General features: G+C 51.4%; 18 protein-coding genes and 1 pseudogene. 8 read left to right on the top strand and 11 right to left on the bottom strand.

Annotated features, from left to right (window positions below):
* The 3 genes and pseudogenes from WNY38_RS07855 to WNY38_RS07845 form a co-directional block, all read right to left on the bottom strand.
* Positions 1 to 77 (bottom strand): annotated as a pseudogene (locus WNY38_RS07855) (elongation factor Tu); the annotation flags it as partial.
* A 153-nt stretch (positions 78 to 230) separates the two neighbouring features.
* Positions 231 to 749 (bottom strand): hypothetical protein, encoded by a 519-nt coding sequence (locus tag WNY38_RS07850; RefSeq protein ID WP_342856781.1) that lies wholly within the window; start codon positions 747 to 749, stop codon positions 231 to 233.
* 78 nt (positions 750 to 827) lie between these two features.
* On the bottom strand, positions 828 to 3,173 hold the full coding sequence (locus WNY38_RS07845; RefSeq protein ID WP_342856780.1) for a DNA topoisomerase IV subunit A: 2,346 nt from the start codon (positions 3,171 to 3,173) through the stop codon (positions 828 to 830).
* A 184-nt stretch (positions 3,174 to 3,357) separates the two neighbouring features.
* On the opposite strand from WNY38_RS07845, the gene WNY38_RS07840 reads away from it, so the two are divergent.
* The 6 genes from WNY38_RS07840 to WNY38_RS07815 all read left to right on the top strand — a co-directional run bounded on the left by WNY38_RS07840 (position 3,358) and on the right by WNY38_RS07815 (position 7,531).
* A complete protein-coding gene (locus WNY38_RS07840; RefSeq protein ID WP_342856779.1) occupies positions 3,358 to 3,936 on the top strand; it encodes an SH3 domain-containing protein in 579 nt (192 codons plus the stop codon).
* Between the two features lie 72 nt (positions 3,937 to 4,008).
* Positions 4,009 to 4,836, top strand: a complete 828-nt coding sequence (locus tag WNY38_RS07835; protein WP_342856778.1) for an SDR family NAD(P)-dependent oxidoreductase — start codon at positions 4,009 to 4,011, stop codon at positions 4,834 to 4,836.
* A 98-nt stretch (positions 4,837 to 4,934) separates the two neighbouring features.
* The gene (locus WNY38_RS07830; protein ID WP_342856777.1) at positions 4,935 to 5,141 is read left to right on the top strand and encodes a twin transmembrane helix small protein; all 207 of its coding nucleotides are present in this window, start codon (positions 4,935 to 4,937) and stop codon (positions 5,139 to 5,141) included.
* A gap of 1 nt (position 5,142) precedes the next feature.
* Complete coding sequence (locus WNY38_RS07825) at positions 5,143 to 5,715, top strand: cob(I)yrinic acid a,c-diamide adenosyltransferase (RefSeq protein ID WP_342856776.1); 573 nt, start codon at positions 5,143 to 5,145, stop codon at positions 5,713 to 5,715.
* Positions 5,716 to 5,858: 143 nt separating this feature from the next.
* On the top strand, positions 5,859 to 6,611 hold the full coding sequence (locus WNY38_RS07820; protein WP_342856775.1) for an electron transfer flavoprotein subunit beta/FixA family protein: 753 nt from the start codon (positions 5,859 to 5,861) through the stop codon (positions 6,609 to 6,611).
* A complete protein-coding gene (locus WNY38_RS07815; RefSeq protein ID WP_342856774.1) occupies positions 6,611 to 7,531 on the top strand; it encodes an FAD-binding protein in 921 nt (306 codons plus the stop codon). Before WNY38_RS07820 ends, WNY38_RS07815 begins: the two co-directional genes overlap by 1 nt.
* A gap of 80 nt (positions 7,532 to 7,611) precedes the next feature.
* Here the strand turns inward: WNY38_RS07815 and WNY38_RS07810 are convergent, their stop codons facing one another.
* Entirely contained in the window at positions 7,612 to 8,439 is an 828-nt protein-coding gene (locus tag WNY38_RS07810) for a DUF6473 family protein (RefSeq protein WP_342856773.1), read from the bottom strand.
* A gap of 174 nt (positions 8,440 to 8,613) precedes the next feature.
* On the opposite strand from WNY38_RS07810, the gene WNY38_RS07805 reads away from it, so the two are divergent.
* Entirely contained in the window at positions 8,614 to 9,489 is an 876-nt protein-coding gene (locus WNY38_RS07805) for a 3-hydroxybutyryl-CoA dehydrogenase (protein ID WP_342856772.1), read from the top strand.
* Positions 9,490 to 9,500: 11 nt separating this feature from the next.
* On the opposite strand, the gene WNY38_RS07800 is transcribed toward WNY38_RS07805, so the two are convergent.
* The 7 genes from WNY38_RS07800 to WNY38_RS07770 form a co-directional block, all read right to left on the bottom strand.
* The gene (locus WNY38_RS07800) at positions 9,501 to 10,382 is read right to left on the bottom strand and encodes a lysophospholipid acyltransferase family protein (RefSeq protein WP_342856771.1); all 882 of its coding nucleotides are present in this window, start codon (positions 10,380 to 10,382) and stop codon (positions 9,501 to 9,503) included.
* A 30-nt stretch (positions 10,383 to 10,412) separates the two neighbouring features.
* Complete coding sequence (locus WNY38_RS07795; RefSeq protein WP_342856770.1) at positions 10,413 to 10,688, bottom strand: HPr family phosphocarrier protein; 276 nt, start codon at positions 10,686 to 10,688, stop codon at positions 10,413 to 10,415.
* A gap of 3 nt (positions 10,689 to 10,691) precedes the next feature.
* Positions 10,692 to 11,096 carry a PTS fructose transporter subunit IIA gene (locus tag WNY38_RS07790; protein WP_342856769.1) on the bottom strand — a complete coding sequence of 135 codons (405 nt, stop codon included), beginning with the start codon at positions 11,094 to 11,096 and terminating at the stop codon, positions 10,692 to 10,694.
* Complete coding sequence (rapZ, locus tag WNY38_RS07785) at positions 11,093 to 12,016, bottom strand: RNase adapter RapZ (protein ID WP_342856768.1); 924 nt, start codon at positions 12,014 to 12,016, stop codon at positions 11,093 to 11,095. Before rapZ ends, WNY38_RS07790 begins: the two co-directional genes overlap by 4 nt.
* On the bottom strand, positions 12,009 to 12,467 hold the full coding sequence (locus WNY38_RS07780) for a serine kinase (protein ID WP_342856767.1): 459 nt from the start codon (positions 12,465 to 12,467) through the stop codon (positions 12,009 to 12,011). The genes rapZ and WNY38_RS07780 overlap by 8 nt, the downstream gene beginning before the upstream one ends.
* 72 nt (positions 12,468 to 12,539) lie before the next feature.
* Complete coding sequence (locus WNY38_RS07775; protein WP_342856766.1) at positions 12,540 to 14,270, bottom strand: sensor histidine kinase; 1,731 nt, start codon at positions 14,268 to 14,270, stop codon at positions 12,540 to 12,542.
* Complete coding sequence (locus WNY38_RS07770) at positions 14,270 to 14,971, bottom strand: response regulator transcription factor (protein WP_342856765.1); 702 nt, start codon at positions 14,969 to 14,971, stop codon at positions 14,270 to 14,272. Before WNY38_RS07770 ends, WNY38_RS07775 begins: the two co-directional genes overlap by 1 nt.
* A gap of 379 nt (positions 14,972 to 15,350) precedes the next feature.
* Between WNY38_RS07770 and WNY38_RS07765 the strand changes: the two genes are divergently transcribed.
* Complete coding sequence (locus tag WNY38_RS07765; protein WP_342856764.1) at positions 15,351 to 16,949, top strand: phosphoenolpyruvate carboxykinase; 1,599 nt, start codon at positions 15,351 to 15,353, stop codon at positions 16,947 to 16,949.
* Positions 16,950 to 17,004 lie beyond the last annotated feature (55 nt).

Raw genomic sequence — 17,004 nt, 5'->3', positions numbered from 1 at the left:
GTTTTACCGTGGTCAACGTGGCCGATTGTGCCAATGTTGCAATGCGGTTTATTACGCTCGAACTTTTCCTTAGCCATATCAAGGCGCCTTTACATTTAGAAGGGGCCGAGATTGGCCCGAATTATCATCGCGGGCTAATTATTGTTTTCGAGACATAAAATCAAGAGTCAGTTGACAATTCCCTCAGGTTGCGCGGCACCTTGTGCGGGAACAGCAACGGCTGGGCCGTTTTAAGGTGTGCTCGCCTCAAGACTTTGAGCATTTCGCGCCAAATACTGTGCAATTTCAACGCCAGCCCTGACGGTGAGCGCTGCAAGCCTTTGATCCTTACTGCCTTGTGACTTGGCTATACTCAGCGCTGAGCCATATAATCCATCGACCGCAATCACTGTGGAGGGAGGCAACATAAGCTTGTTATCAGGCGAATCATTCCAAACGCTTACCGAAAGCATAAGAACCGACTTGGGTGACGAAACTGTTGGAACAGCAGGGTTTGCCAACATATAACCAGTCACTTTGATACCGATATTGTAAACCCTATCGCCCTGCAATTCTGACAGCTTTGACGTGATCGCCCGCCGCAGCTGTGTGGTCATATCTTCGGGCGAAACATCATCAGAATAGGCATTTTTCACCATATCCGTTGCGACGATACTGATATGATTGAATCGAATATTTGCCTGCGCAAGTCGCGCCATTGACGCAGGCGCAAAAGAGGCTTCGCCACACCCCATCAGTGTGAAGGTCATCAAAAGCACAATCAATGTGAGGCGCACACATAATGGTCCCACTTGCAAAAAGAGCGCCCCAATCGAGCGCCCTTTTGTTCAGCCAAATGTGTTATCACGCGGGAAACCGTGCGGGGGCTGTTTACCAACCCCTGCCCGCTTGCCGACCCATTGGCTCAGGTCTTTCTCGGTGCGGGTATTGCCACCGCCCATGGTCCAGCTAAGCCCGTCTTCGATATTGAACGTCGTGATATCACTCAAGCCACCGTCGAGTTCCAACATACCTTGAGCACCGCGCGCCATACTGTACTTTTGCAGTCGCACGCCTTTGCCGCGCCCAAGCACTGGCACCTCTGAAATCGGGAAGACAAGGAAACGACGGTTTTTCGAAATCACCGCAACATGATCGCCAACCACACGGCGCACGCAAGCAGCCACGGCACCATCTTTGACGTTAAGCACCTGCTTGCCAGTCCGCGTCTGCGCGATGATATCATTTTCAGGCACGATAAACCCGTCGCCAGCACTTGAGGCAAACAACAGTTTTTCACCCGGTTTGTGCACGATCAAGTCGATAATTTCTGCCTCATTGGGCAGATCGACAATCAACCGCACCGGTTCGCCCATGCCGCGCCCACCGGGCAGATTGGCAGCAGACAGCGTCAAAACGCGTCCGTTTGAGCCAATCAACAGCAGACGGTCCGTCGTCTCCGCGTGGAAGGTAAAGCGTGGCCCGTCACCGTCTTTGAATTTCAAGTCTCGCGTCAGATCAATGTGACCAGACATGGCGCGAATCCAACCCATTTGCGAACAGACAACCGTAATCGGCTCGCGTTCGATCATGGCCTCCAAAGGCACGTCATCAACATCTTTGGCTTCTGCAAATTGCGTCAGGCGATGCCCGCGCTCATAGTCTTTGCCAAAGCGTTTTTTGATGTCTTTGAGCTCTTCGGAAATCCGATCCCATTGCACACCAGGGGTCGCCAAAAGCTCTGCGATGGTTGCGCGTTCGTCGATCAAAGCGTCGCGTTCGCGCACAAGTTCCATTTCTTCCAAGCGGCGCAAACTGCGCAGACGCATGTTGAGAATAGCCTCGGCTTGCACTTCGGACAACTCGCCGACGCCGCTCGCAGCAGGCAGCGGAGAAATATAGTCTTTCTCGGTCATCGCCCGTGGGGAGTCTGGATGCCAGACTTCGGCCATCAAAGCCTTTTTGGGATCATCATCATACCGGATGATGTCGATCACGCGATCCAGATTAAGGAAGGCGATGATAAAACCGCGCAGGACTTCTAAGCGGTGATCTATCTTTTCCAAACGATGCTGCGAACGGCGCAACAACACATCTTGGCGGTGATCCAAAAAGGCGCGCAGCACTTCTTTGAGCGAACAAACTTTAGGTGTACGCCCATCGATCAACACGTTCATGTTCATCGAAAAGCGAATTTCCAGATCAGAATTGCGGAACAAGGTGTTCATCAACATATCTGGATCGACGTTTTTGGATTTCGGCTCCAAAATCAGGCGCACGTCTTCGGTGCTTTCATCGCGGACGTCGCCGAGAATAGGCACTTTTTTGACCTGAATAAGCTCTGCCAGCTTTTCGATCAACTTGGACTTTTGCACCTGATAGGGGATTTCGGTGACAACGATCTGCCAAACGCCGCGCCCCAGGTCTTCTACTTCCCACTTGGCACGCAAACGGAACGATCCGCGCCCTGTGGCGTAGGATTTGATCATGCTTTCTTTGGATTCAACGATCACGCCACCTGTCGGAAAGTCAGGCCCTTGGACATAGTTCAATAAGGTCTCGTCACGCACGTCAGGCGTTTTGATCATGTGCAAGCTGGCATCGACCAATTCCACCAAGTTGTGCGGCGGAATATTGGTGGCCATGCCAACAGCGATACCGGTGGACCCGTTCGCCAACAGATTCGGAAAAGCCGCAGGCAGTACTTCAGGTTCTGTCAGCGTGCCGTCATAGTTGGCGCGAAAATTGACCGCATCCTCGTTAAGCCCCTCAAGCAGGGCCTCGGCCGCAGCCGTCATCCGCGCCTCAGTGTAACGCGACGCTGCAGGGTTATCGCCGTCGATATTGCCAAAGTTCCCCTGACCATGCACCAGCGGATAGCGCACGTTAAAGTCTTGGGCCAAGCGCGCCATCGCATCGTAAATCGCCATATCGCCATGCGGGTGATAGTTGCCCATCACGTCACCAGAAATTTTCGCAGACTTACGGAACCCACCGTTTGAGGCCAAACGAAGCTCACGCATCGCGTATAAAATACGCCTATGCACAGGTTTCAAACCATCACGCGCGTCGGGCAAGGCCCTGTGCATAATCGTCGACAAGGCATAGGTCAGGTAGCGCTCGCCAATGGCGCGACGCAGGGGCTCTAAGGTCTCGCCAGGGACATCGCTCTGACCGCCGTTATTATCTATCAAATCACTGCTCATGAAACAGTGATACAAGCGCCGTCGCGCACGAGCAAGCGGCCTCGCACGTTCAAATGTGGCAAGAATGCGGCAGGCAGGAAAAACGCGGGAAAACTTCTCCCTTTTTCCCCGCAAAATTTTAAACAATTTTGTATAGATAGCGTTGTTAACAAGTGTGTTCGGGGGAACTGGTATGCTGCGCCTATCTGCGTTGACCGTTGGTGGTCTATTTGTTTTATTTTTAGCCTTTGGCGGGGATTTATCCTCGGATGAACAGGCCGAGCTGGCAACGCTGCGCGCACAGCGCACATCAATTGTTACCCTGATGTCAGAGGCCTTTACGGACACCTCAAAGCGCAAGACCACTTATGTTGCAACATTGGATCAAGTCGACCCTATAAAACCGAACCAGCAAAGCGTCGCTTTTGCACAAAACGCGAGCTTCATCCCAGAAAACGCAGATGGGAACTCTACCATCGTATCCACGACTACTGTCGCTGACCCAAGCAAACTTGTTGCACTTATGGCTCGCCAGACAAATGGCGATGCGCAAGTCACATCAGATGATATGCTCCTCCGCTCTGTCACGGCCAACCGCGTAAACGTGCGTTCGGGCCCGTCAACGTCCAATCCTGTTTTGGGCCAAGTCGAGTATTCAGATGTCGTGCGCGTGATTTCGGATCCGGACAGCAGCTGGGTAAAAATCGTCATCGAAGGCGACGGCGTTGAGGGCTATATGTCTTCTCGCTTCTTGACACCTCTGGCGGAATAGCCACCTTGCGCCGATAGGCCCATGCGTCGTGGCGCGTGACCTGTGCAAACTCAGGCGTCAAAAGGGTATTCCATGCGGTCCATTCTCATCACCGGCAGCTCATCGGGCATCGGCTATCACGCGGCTACAACCTTAAAAACTAAGGGCTGGCGCGTTCTGGCCACATGCCGAAAGCAAAGCGACTGCGACAGACTAAAGCTTGAAGGCCTCGACAGTTTCGTCCTTGATTATGAGGACCCTCATTCGATTGAAACGGGTTTCAATACAGCACTGGAATTGACCGGCGGCACGCTGGACGCGCTTTATAACAATGGTGCCTATGCCATTCCGGCCGCTGTAGAAGACTTACCGGTTGAGGCCTTGCGCCAAAACTTTGAGGCCAATTTTTTCGGTTGGCACGACCTGACACGCCGCGTTATTCCGGTGATGCGTGCTCAGGGTCATGGACATATCATCCAATGCTCATCCGTTTTGGGCCTTGTGGCCATGCCATGGCGTGGGTCCTACAACGCGACGAAATTCGCACTTGAGGGTCTCACCGATACGCTGCGACTTGAGATGCGCGGCACGGGAATCCATGTCGTCAGTATCGAGCCTGGCCCCATCACCAGCGACTTTCGCCTCAACGCGCGCAAAGAGTTCGACAAATGGATCGACTGGGAAAACTCGGTGAGGGCAGATCAATATCGCGCATCTTTGGTGCCACGGCTTTATGAAGCCAGCAAAGCACCTGATCGATTTGAACTTGGGGCAGAGGCTGTCACCAACACATTGATCAAGGCGCTCAACACAGATCGCCCGCGCGCACACTACTATGTCACGACACCCACGTGGATCGCGGCCATTTTGCGCCGCATCCTCCCGACCTCGGTGTTCGACGCCATCGCCGTAAAGTCCTAGCGGCCCCTTTCTTGCTCAGGGCGCGGCACTTCGCGTGTTTGGTTTTACCACCGGACACGCTATATCACTGGTAACGTATTTAGGTAAAGGACAGCATCATGCTGAAGGATCCTCTCTTCATCGCCGTGATTGTCGGCTGTGTCATCGTCTCTCTTATCCTTGCCCGAGGCATAAGTCTTATGGGGCGCGGCGGGCTGGACGGCGCGAAAAAGTCGAATAAAATGATGCAATATCGCATTGGAGCGCAGCTAATTGTCGTGGTCCTTGTCGTGATATTTGTCGCTCTGCGTAAAACAGGAGGCTGATATGGTCGTTCTTAATAAAATTTACACCCGCACTGGCGACACAGGCGAAACCGCCCTTGGCGATGGCAGCCGCGTTGCCAAATATGCCCCGCGCGTTGAAGCATACGGCACCGTGGATGAGTTGAACTCAACAGTTGGCTTGGCGCGATTGACTGCTGAGACGAATATGAACGAGGCCCTCGCACGGATACAGAACGATTTATTTGATCTCGGTGCAGACCTGTGCCGCCCCCACATGGAAAAAGACGATGACGCAGAATACCCGCCACTGCGCATGATTTCTTCGCAGGTAGATCGTTTGGAAACTGAAATCGACATCATGAATGCGAACCTATCTGCGTTGCGGTCTTTTATTCTGCCCGGAGGCACGCCTTTGGCGGCTCACCTGCACCTGTGTCGTACCGTCGCACGCCGCGCCGAGCGCCTGACTGTCGACTTAAATACGGCAGAAAACATCAATCCATCCGCAATCAAATATTTAAACAGACTGTCTGATTGGTTTTTTGTTGCCGCACGTGTTGCGAACAACAATGGCCAAAATGACGTTCTTTGGGTCCCAGGAGCCAACCGATAAACCAAAAGTAACGGAACGCATCCATTCAACTTTCGTGGCATTTGGGGCTGTTTCTTTACATCCATACGAGTCATAAATGTGCCAAACTGAACGTATTCAGCGCCGCACCTAAAACGCGGCCCTCAATCCAAGGGAGAATTCGCATGAAGGTTTTGGTGCCTGTAAAGCGCGTGATTGATTATAACGTTAAGGTAAAGGTCAGCTCAGACGGGTCTGGTGTTGATCTCACAAACGTCAAGATGTCGATGAACCCGTTTGACGAAATTGCCGTCGAAGAAGCCATTCGCCTCAAAGAGGCGGGCATCGCGACCGAGGTTCTTGTCGTGTCCATCGGCGAGAAAAAATCCTCTGACGCGCTGCGTTCAGCCATGGCGATGGGGGCAGATCGTGCAATTTTGATCACAACAGATCAAGGTGTCACGATCGAGCCTCTGGCCGTTGCTAAACTTTTGAAAGCTGTAATTGACGAGGAAGCGCCTGAGCTGGTCATCGCCGGCAAGCAGGCAATCGACAATGACATGAATGCGACGGGACAGATGCTCGCAGCGCTTTTAGGTTGGGGGCAGGCGACGTTTGCATCTGAACTCAAAATCGAAGATGGCACTGCGATTGTAACCCGTGAAGTTGACGGCGGCCTGCAAACGATTTCGGTAAAATTGCCCGCAGTTGTCACCGCCGATTTGCGACTCAATGAACCTCGTTACGCGTCTTTGCCCAACATTATGAAGGCAAAGAAAAAGCCGCTGGATGAGAAATCCGCCGCGGACTTTGATGTCGACATTACCCCGCGCCACACAATCGTCACCACAGAAGAACCCGCTGGCCGTGCTGCAGGTGTTATGGTTGGATCCGTTGACGAATTGATCGAGAAACTCAAAGAAGGGGGCCTTGTCTAATGGCTGTACTTTGTCTTGCAGAAGTTGTGGGCGGCGCATTGGTGCTGGATGCAACCTCGAAAGCTGTCACTGGCTCGGCACAACTCGGCGATGTGACCTTGCTCGTGTGTGGTCCTGCCGCAGCAGCGAAAGAAGCCGCAAAAATCGCAGGGGTCTCAAAAGTGTTGTTGGCTGACGATTCTGCCTACGCGAACGGTCTGGCCGAAAGCATCGCAGGCCTGATCACAGGTCTTTCTGGCGATTTTAGCCACATAACAGCCGCATCAACATCCATCGCCAAAAACGTTTTACCTCGCGTGGCGGCCCTTTTGGACGTGATGATTTTATCCGACGTGATTGAAGTGATCGACGCTGACACCTTCAAGCGTCCGATCTATGCGGGCAACGCAATTCAAACTGTGAAAACATCCGATGCGATCAAAGTTGTGACTTTCCGCACCGCTACACTAGAGCTTGCTGCGGATGGCGGATCAGCTGTCGTTGAAGCAGCATCGGGTGCGGGTGATGTTGGTCTATCGAGCCACATTGGCGACGCGGTTGTCACCAGCGACCGCCCTGAATTGACTTCAGCTGGCGTGGTCGTCTCTGGCGGTCGTGGCGTTGGCTCTGAAGACGATTTTGCGCTCATCGCAAAGCTTGCAGACAAGCTTGGGGGGGCTGTTGGCGCGTCGCGCGCTGCGGTGGATTCAGGCTTTGCGGCAAATGACTTACAAGTCGGCCAAACAGGCAAAGTCGTGGCACCCGACCTTTACCTTGCTGTCGGAATTTCCGGTGCGATCCAGCATCTTGCGGGCATGAAAGACAGTAAAGTCATCGTTGCCATCAACAAAGACGAAGAAGCACCGATTTTCCAAGTTGCTGACTTCGGGCTGGTCGCAGATCTGTTTTCTGCTGTGCCAGAACTAATTGAGAAGCTTTAAGTTTCGCTAAACTTTACAATAGAATTCAAAATGGCCTGCCAAACGTGGCAGGCCATTTTTTTATTAAACCCAGCAAGCTTTTAAATCAGTCTAGCAAGGGCCTGCGTCACCGCATCAGCCACTTTACTCTGAACAATTGGACCGAGCATCTCACGTGCAGAGAGAGCGTCCAAATCTGAGTAGGTCATAAGCTCGAAACCTTGCGTTATATCCTGTGGCGATGCGACGACCTCAACGATGCATTTGACCAGTGGACGAATTTCCTCGATCATATCCCGATCAACAAACAACGGGTCTCCGTGCAGTGCGTTACAAGCCTCGGCGTCATCAGGCGAACGGTCTGAAACCCACAGCAACACCAAATTTTGAGGCATTTTTTGAATCATGGTTCTCATTCTCGCAACCCAAGCATCCTTAAGTTCTTGACGTACCATTGCAAATTTTTCTTTCGACTCAGCTTCCAAAGTCGTCAGCAAATGCCGTGTGAAATTGAAATCCGTAAAATCGATTTCTCGGTAGATGGTTTTCAAAAGCGTCGATGCTCGCAAAAAGCGATCATTTCGGCGCGGATGGACGGCATAAAATCGGTTTGACATGTTTTGCGCACCGGAGATTTGCAACACCGTTGCCTTTGCGTGCTTACAAATATTCATCACGGTCTCGTCGGTCAAGAAAACGTCGGTCCCAGCGTTCACGCACCCAAGGTTGATCGAAGTCATGTTTAACCCCTCTCCCACCAATTCCGAGAATGGGATCTCAACGAATTTCCCGTATGTTTCTGTACCGCCAACACAGGCGATATAATCATCTTGCAAGTTTTTCTTGGGGCCACGGAATAAGAGTTTTGATTTTCCGTATCGGCAAGGAAAGTAGTTCAGAGCACTATCGCTCGAATTTTGGTAAGCCATGTCGTCCACCCGCTGGTTAGTTAAATCACCCAAGTCAGAGATTCGCAGATACAGGTTTCAAAAACGCTAAACTTGCAATTTTGCCCAAATTTTACGGGTCTCGCAGCACCTTCACGCCTTGAAGCCTGCGCAGGCACGGGTATGGTCGAAATAGGCACAAGGGAGCACAACACTATGGAAATTTCTACTGTCGGCATCGTCGGAGCAGGGCAAATGGGCAACGGGATTGCCCATGTCTTCGCCTTGTCAGGGTATCAGGTTTTGCTCAACGATATCTCACAAGAAGGCCTTGAAAAAGCTTTGGCGACCATTCGCAAAAACTTGGATCGCCAAGTGAGCAAGGAGAAAATTTCGCAAGCTGACTTGGACGCCACAATGGGGAGGATCACAACAACGCTTGCGCTTGAAGACCTTGGACAATGCGATCTGGTCATTGAAGCGGCAACTGAGCGCGAAGAAATCAAAAACGCGATTTTTGAAAAACTGCAGCCGCATTTGAAACCGGCAACGATTTTGACATCTAACACCTCGTCAATTTCAATCACACGTTTGGCATCGCGTACCGATCGACCAGAAAAATTTATGGGATTTCATTTTATGAATCCCGTTCCTGTGATGCAACTTGTTGAACTTATCCGCGGGATCGCCACAGATGACGAAACCTATCAGGCCTTGCTTAAAGTCGTCGAAAGCTTGGGGAAAGTCGCAGCCAGCGCTGAAGATTTTCCAGGTTTTATCGTCAATCGGATCTTGATTCCGATGATCAACGAAGCGGTTTACACCCTTTATGAGGGCGTAGGGTCCGTGACCTCCATCGACCAATCGCTCAAGCTTGGCGCGAACCAGCCAATGGGTCCGCTGGAACTGGCAGATTTCATCGGGCTAGACACCTGTCTTGCGATTATGAATGTACTCTACGACGGATTGGCCGACACCAAATATCGCCCCTGCCCGCTGCTCACCAAATATGTTGAAGCGGGTTGGTTAGGCCGCAAATCTAAGCGAGGCTTTTATGATTACCGCGGCGAAACACCTGTGCCGACTCGCTAGATCATTTGCAATCAGTCTGTGCGGCCACCGAGAGCAAGCGTGTGGCTGCGCAGCCACTCCATGAAGCCGCCCGGCTTGGATTTCCATTCACTACATTGATCAGCCGACAAGGGGTCGCCAATCACAGGGGATTGAGCTTTGTTCCGCGCATGAACGATTTCATGCAGCAAAAGCGCTTGGCGTATCGTGGCGGAAATTTTATCTGCAATTTGATACAAACGCGTATTCCGGCCAGAAAAATATATCGGAACAACCTGTGCGTTTGATTTCAATACCATTTTAGCCGTAAACGGGTTCCATGGCTTTTCTTTCACGGGACCAAACCAGGTGTCAGATGTCGCTACAGCGCCGGCTGGGAATAAAATGATCACGCCACCTGATTTGAGGTGCGCCATTGCTTCATTGCGCATCAAAATCGATTTGCGATGACTGTCTTCTTCGTGCGGGAATGGAACCGGCAACATGAATGGGTCAATTTCTTGAATACCCGTCAGCAAAGAACGCGTGAGAATCTTGTAGTCCGTACGCACTTTCCCGATCAATTCAGCCATTACAAGCCCATCAACCAAGCCATGAGGATGGTTGGCGACAACGACGACCGGCCCTGTTGCGGGAATTTTAGCAATTTGTTCAGGAGGCGTTTTGACATCAATGCCCATAACTTTTAGCGCTTGCGTAAAAAACGGCTGGCCGTTGGGCGTACCCATTCTTTCAAACCGACGAATATAACGCAGCAATGGTAACTTGCCGGTGATCCACTCGATGGTCCTGATGATCACAACCTTGGATGGATCTGAAAACGTCCCGGCATAAGACAGGCGACGTGCGTCGTAGGGCACGAAACCAGGATCCCCAGCCTTAGGCGTCACTGTCGCCTGATTGTCCTGTTCCATACTGTCCTCTTTAGGTCTGCGCTAAAAGGCTTACATGCCTTCGCCAAACCGATCTTTGATGAGAGCTTCCAGCGCGTCAGCCAACGCGACGGCATCAGAGCCCTTTGTTGTCACATCAATAGATGTTCCTTTGGAGGCTGCCAACATTAAAAGCCCCATGATGCTATCGCCACCCGCATCCATGCCATCTTTCTCGACAATTGCCGTAGCGTTATGATTTTCCACAACTTCGACAAACTTTGCAGAGGCGCGCGCGTGCAAACCTTTTACGTTTAGTATTTCATGCGTACGAACAACAGACGACATACCTCACTCCCTAAATGAATGGCCCGGAGCCTCAAAGCTATCGATATATTTGCGCCCCGCCGCCAAGGCAGATGCAACAGCTTCGGCAACCGTTTTATGGCGCGATTTTGCCAGTTTAATGAGCATTGGCAAATTGGCGCCATATATGATTTTACGATTTTCTGGGTTGCAGGCCAGCAACGACAGGTTTGATGGGCTTCCGCCAAACATATCAGTGACCATCACGACACCATCCCCTTTGTCGACACTGTCTGCTGCGGCGCAAATTTCCGCTTGCTTGGCTTCGCGATTATGGTCAGGCGCGATCGATATAGCTTCTATTCCAGTCTGTTCACCAACCACGTGCTCTATCGCCGCGAGGTACTCTCGCGCCAATCCGCCGTGTGCTACAATGACAATTCCGATCAAGCCTCAGCCCTCGACGCAACCTGCGGCGCACCTGATTGACGCCGCTCCATTTCTCTATGCCTTATTGACACTTGCCAATCATGTTTCGCAAGGGCCTTTGATAGGTTTTCCACCAAGGCAACGGACCTGTGTTGCCCGCCGGTGCAGCCGAAGGCGATAGATAGGTGTCGTTTGCCTTCTTCACGGTAAGCAGGCAGCAATAAAAGCGTGAGTTCCAGTATCTTTTGAAAAAATGCCTCATATCGTGCATCATTCATGACATATTTTTGCACAGCCTCATCTTGGCCATTCAATCCACGTAAAGAGATATCCCAATAGGGATTGGCCAAAAAGCGGACATCAAAAACCATATCTAGTCCTCGCGGCATGCCGCGTTTATAGGAAAACGATTGAACAGAAATCGCCATAGACGCGTGTTGCCCAACAGAAAACCATCGCTCGATTTCATCGCGCAACTCGTGCGGGCTCATATCCGTTGTTTCAATGATGATGTCAGCGCGTGCATGAATGGGAACTAAGAGGTCTTGCTCCCGTGCTATACCCTCTTGAGCAGTTTCTGCGGGCGCTAAAGGATGCCTGCGCCGTGTTTCCGAGTAACGCCGCGACAAGACATCAGCAGCGCAATCAAGATAAAGCACTGATGCGTTAAAATCAGCGTTCAACGCAAGTTTGTCGATGAGCTCAATCAAAGCATTTATAGAAAAATCTCGATTCCGAACATCAAGGCCAAGCGCAAGGGGCCGTCCTTTTCCGGATACCTCAAGCAATTTGGGCAGAATCGACAAAGGGATATTGTCGATCACCTCGTAATCTAGATCCTCAAGCACATTGATTGCAGTCGAACGACCAGCACCAGACGGGCCTGTCACCAAAACAACACGGCGTTGATCACTTGCTTGCGGTTCGTCAAAGTCAATCATGGGTCAGCGACGCGACGCGCCCCCCTTTTAAAAGCTGGATCAAAGCTGCCGCAAAATACGGTCCATCGCTTCGATGATATTCTGGGATGTCCTGATTAAGTAGGCGACGTATTCGCGCAGGAGGCAAGCGCTCTTGTTCAAGTTTATCGAGATCAACAACCGCCCGGATCACACAGTAAGGCATCGACTGTACATTCAAAATTCCGATACCACGCGCCTCAATCATGCTTTGAATCGTCTCAGGCGCGCAGGCGACAAGGTCGCCTTCTCGCGAATCCATAGTTAATTTGGTGCGGTCATCAGACACTAAAGTCGCCCCCAAAGCCATCATCATAAGCGCCAAAGAGGATTTCCCGCTCCCCGACGCCCCAACAATAAGCAACCCAAAACTTGGATCAATTGCGACACAGCTGGCGTGAATGACATCGCAAAGCGGATCATCTTTCCCCATGACACCCCTCAGACATCAGCAAAAAGCCACCGCATTTCTGCGATGGCTTTTTGTTCAATTGTAGGGAACAGCTCACACGGGCAAGCCGACAACAAAACGCGCGCCCAGAGGGTCTGACGTTATGTCGGCATCGGTGGGTCGAATATTCTCAGCCCAGATAACTCCGTCGTGCGCTTCGACAATCTGCTTTGATATCGCCAAACCCAGTCCTGAATTGTTACCGAACTGCCCGACTGGTCGTTCAGAATAGAAGCGTTTGAAGATCTTGGACAGCGCTTGTTCGGGAATGCCTGGGCCTGTATCTTCGACAACCACCAAAACACGGCTGTCGCGCTTGCGCACCCAAACACGGATCGCGTCACCGTCTTCGCAAAACGATATCGCATTCGAAATCAAGTTGACGAAAACTTGTGCCAAACGCGCTTCCAGCCCAGACACAACAATAGGCCTATCCGGCAAGTCGGCGATAAATTCGACGCCTTTTGCTTGTGCCTCGTGGGACAAATATTCAGTCAAATTTGCGAGCATCTTAATCAAATTGAAGTCTTCTTCTTCTTCTTTGACCAATTCACTGTCTAAGCGGGACGCATTGGAAATATCAGAGACAAGCCGATCCATACGTCTCACATCATGCTCAATAACGTCCAATAACTTTATGCGGTGCTCTTCTTTTTTTACCATGCGCAACGAACCAACGGCAGATCGTAGGCTTGCGAGAGGATTTTTGATCTCATGCGCCACATCGGCCGCAAACTGTTCGTTTGCGTCAATCCGATCATAAAGGGCTGACACCATACCGCGTAAAGCAGATGAAAGACGACCAATCTCATCAGGCCGTCCGCTTAGATCAGGAATGCGTACGCGTCCCGGCGCCATTTTTCGACTGTTCTTGTCACGCCCGACTTCAGCGGCTGCGGCGAGATCCGCCAACGGATTTGCAATGGTCGACGCAAGTACGAGGCTAAGCCCAATAGAGACCAATATGGCAATAATGAAGACCTGCAAAATCTGTTCGCGCTCAACACGCACAAGTGCATCAATATCACCTTCGCCAGAATGCAGTCCAACAACACCAATCGTGGTTTGAACTCCATCGAGGTCAACTGTGATGGGAGCCGCCACAGCAAATATTGGCGATCCGGTTTGATCTTGTGTCGAATTAATATGAATTTCGTTTTGAAGCGCACCCGGTATCAAAGATTGAATATGTTGGGCCTCATCGTAGCCTTCGACTTTTGAGCCGCCACCAGAAAATGACGCAAAGCTCCAAATCCTGTTGAGAAAATCCGAAATGACCGTGGTACGATGATCACGGGTCAGCCCTGCCACAGTGGTAGCGGCACTGCGCTCGACACCTTCGGTTGATGCCAAAAGCGTGCCGGTTTCATCGTAAATATAGACACCTTCACGCAAAGGAATCTGTAACACACCAAGCATTGCAGCGAGATCATCAGAATCGACCCCTGTATCAAGTCGTCCGTCTTGGCCGGCCATGAGTTCGACCACGTCAGCGATCAAAGCAGCCTCAGAGATCATCGCCATCTCGCGTTGTTTGACCAAGCTGTCGCGGAAAGGATTAAGGTACAAGATACCAGCAACCATAAGGATAATGGCGACCAGATTGAACGTGATAATTTTTTGCGCCAACGGGGAGCGATTTATCGCAATAAATTTACGACGCTCGCGTTTTGCTCGCAAATCCGCGTCGGTTGTTCTGGGGGCAACCCAATCGTCCCCAAGGACAACGTCTGCATCCTCGGAGTGGGTTTTGCCAGATCTATACATGCGAGAGGTCAGGGACATTATTCTTCGTTATACCGATAGCCGATGCCGTATAGCGTCTCGATTGCGGAAAAGTCATTATCGGCTGTGCGCATTTTTTTGCGAAGCCGCTTAATATGACTGTCGATGGTCCGGTCGTCGACATACACTTGGTCGTCGTAGGCCACATCCATGAGCTGGTCGCGCGATTTCACGAAACCGGGACGTTGTGCCAAAGCTTGCAACAACAAGAATTCGGTGACGGTCAAAGACACGTCATTTCCTTTCCACGAGACTGCGTGGCGAAGGGGGTCCATGGTCAATTCACCACGTGTGAGAACTTTAGTTTCTTCGGTTTCAACGATTTCGACGCCATCTAGTGCTTCTTGGCGGCGCAAAAGGGCGCGAATGCGTTCAACCAGAAGTCGCTGAGAGAACGGTTTTTTAACGTAGTCGTCAGCGCCCATACGCAGGCCAAGCACCTCGTCAATTTCGTCGTCTTTAGACGTCAAAAAGATGATGGGCATATTGGTTTTTTGACGTACCCGTTGAAGCAAATCCATGCCATCCATACGTGGCATTTTAATATCGAAAACGGCCATATCTGGAAGACGTTTGTTAAACGCATCCAGTGCAGACTGGCCATCATTATATGTTTCGACTTCGAAGCCTTCGGCTTCAAGTGTCATAGATACCGACGTCAGGATGTTCCTGTCATCGTCAACCAATGCGATCCGCGACATGTTTCGGGTTCCTTTAACTGCTCAATCGTCTCGTTTTTTTCACCATCATCTGCATTTCGGTGGGTTAAGGCAAGGGAAACCGCGAATCGCCCCATCGGCACCGCTCCATCAGACATAAAATTTTTCAAGAAATGACTAATTTGTCTCACAAACTCCAACTTTGCTCTGCCGGAGCTAAAAAGTTTCAAGGTCGCGCTAACTGTTTGCGCTAAACCAATAATGGTTGCGCTAACTGTGCGGACACGTCCTGTTTACGGCTTGGTTTTGCATGGTATAGGCTCACGTATCGGCCCCGATCCGGTGGCCGGTCGCGAAAAGCCCAATCGCGAATACTGACCTCATAGAGACGCCGCGAGTTTGCGGCGGGGGAGCTTGCAAGATGACAACTGGACGCGTGAACCCAGCTTTCACACTAGACGAACAAGGCATCAACGGACTTGGAAACGTCTATTACAACCTGCTTGAGCCTGCCCTTATCGAAGAAGCGCTTAAGCGCGACGAGGGTGCACTTGGTAAAGGTGGCGCGCTTTTGGTGTCCACTGGCTCTCACACAGGCCGTTCGCCCAAGGACAAATTTGTTGTGCGCACCAAAGATGTTGAAGACACGATTTGGTGGGAAAACAACAAACCCATGGCGCCTGAGGCTTTCGACGTTTTGTACGCCGATATGATCGAGCACATGAAAGGCAAAGACTACTTTGTTCAAGATCTGTTCGGCGGCGCCGATCCGGCCCATCGCTTGGATGTCCGCGTTGTGACCGAACTTGCATGGCATGCCCAGTTCATCCGCACCATGTTGCGTCGCCCTGCACTGACTGAACTCGATAGCTTCGTTGCCGATTTTACAATCATCAACTGCCCAAGCTTTAAAGCTGACGCGCAAAAGCACGGTTGCCGGTCTGAGACGGTTATCGCGATGAACTTTGAAAAGAAGATCATCTTAATTGGCGGCACGGCATACGCCGGCGAGAACAAGAAATCTGTTTTCACGCTGCTCAACTACATTTTGCCTGGCAAGGGCGTCATGGCGATGCATTGTTCTGCAAACCACGCCCCAAACAACCCTGTCGACACAGCTATTTTCTTTGGCCTGTCAGGCACGGGCAAAACCACTCTATCAGCAGATCCATCACGCGTGTTGATCGGTGACGACGAGCACGGTTGGTCTGATCGCGGCACCTTTAACTTTGAAGGCGGCTGCTACGCGAAGACCATCAACTTGTCTGCTGAAGCTGAGCCTGAGATCTACGCGACCACGTCCAAATTTGGGACTGTCGTTGAGAACATGGTGTTCGACCCCCATTCCAAAGAGCTGGATTTTGAAGATAACTCTTTGACCGACAATATGCGCTGCGCCTACCCGTTGGAATACATTTCCAACGCGTCTCCTACAGCGCTCGGCGGCCACCCAAAGAACATCATCTTATTGACTTGTGATGCCTTTGGGGTTTTGCCTCCCATCGCACGCTTGACACCTGCGCAGGCGATGTATCACTTCTTGTCCGGCTTTACGTCCAAAACGCCGGGTACAGAAGTTGGTGTTTTGGAACCGATCCCAACGTTTTCGACCTGTTTTGGAGCACCTTTCATGCCCCGTCGTCCGGAAGCTTATGGCAACTTGTTGCGCGATAAGATCGCAAAGCATGGCGCGACCTGCTGGCTGGTGAACACAGGCTGGACTGGTGGCGCTTACGGCACAGGATCGCGGATGCCGATCAAAGCCACGCGCGCTTTGCTGACCGCTGCACTGGACGGATCCTTGGCTGAAGTTGAGTTCCGTAAAGACGAGAACTTTGGTTTTGATGTGCCTGTTGCTGTCGCGGGCGTTGCTGATATCTTGCTCGACCCACGCCGCACTTGGGGCGATAAAGACGCCTATGACGCACAAGCCGAAAAACTTGTTTCAATGTTCTCTGAAAACTTCGAACAGTATGTCGCCTATATCGACGAAGACGTGAAAGCCGCAGCAATCGGCTAAGCCTCACATGATGACAAAAGAAAAGGCGCGCCATTTGAGCGCGCCTTTTTTGTTG

The organism is Pacificibacter sp. AS14 (genome assembly GCF_038899935.1).
In the GTDB taxonomy this organism is placed as follows: domain Bacteria; phylum Pseudomonadota; class Alphaproteobacteria; order Rhodobacterales; family Rhodobacteraceae; genus Celeribacter.
Note: the sequence above shows the minus strand (reverse complement) of the source record. Positions and strands in the feature narration are given on the sequence as shown.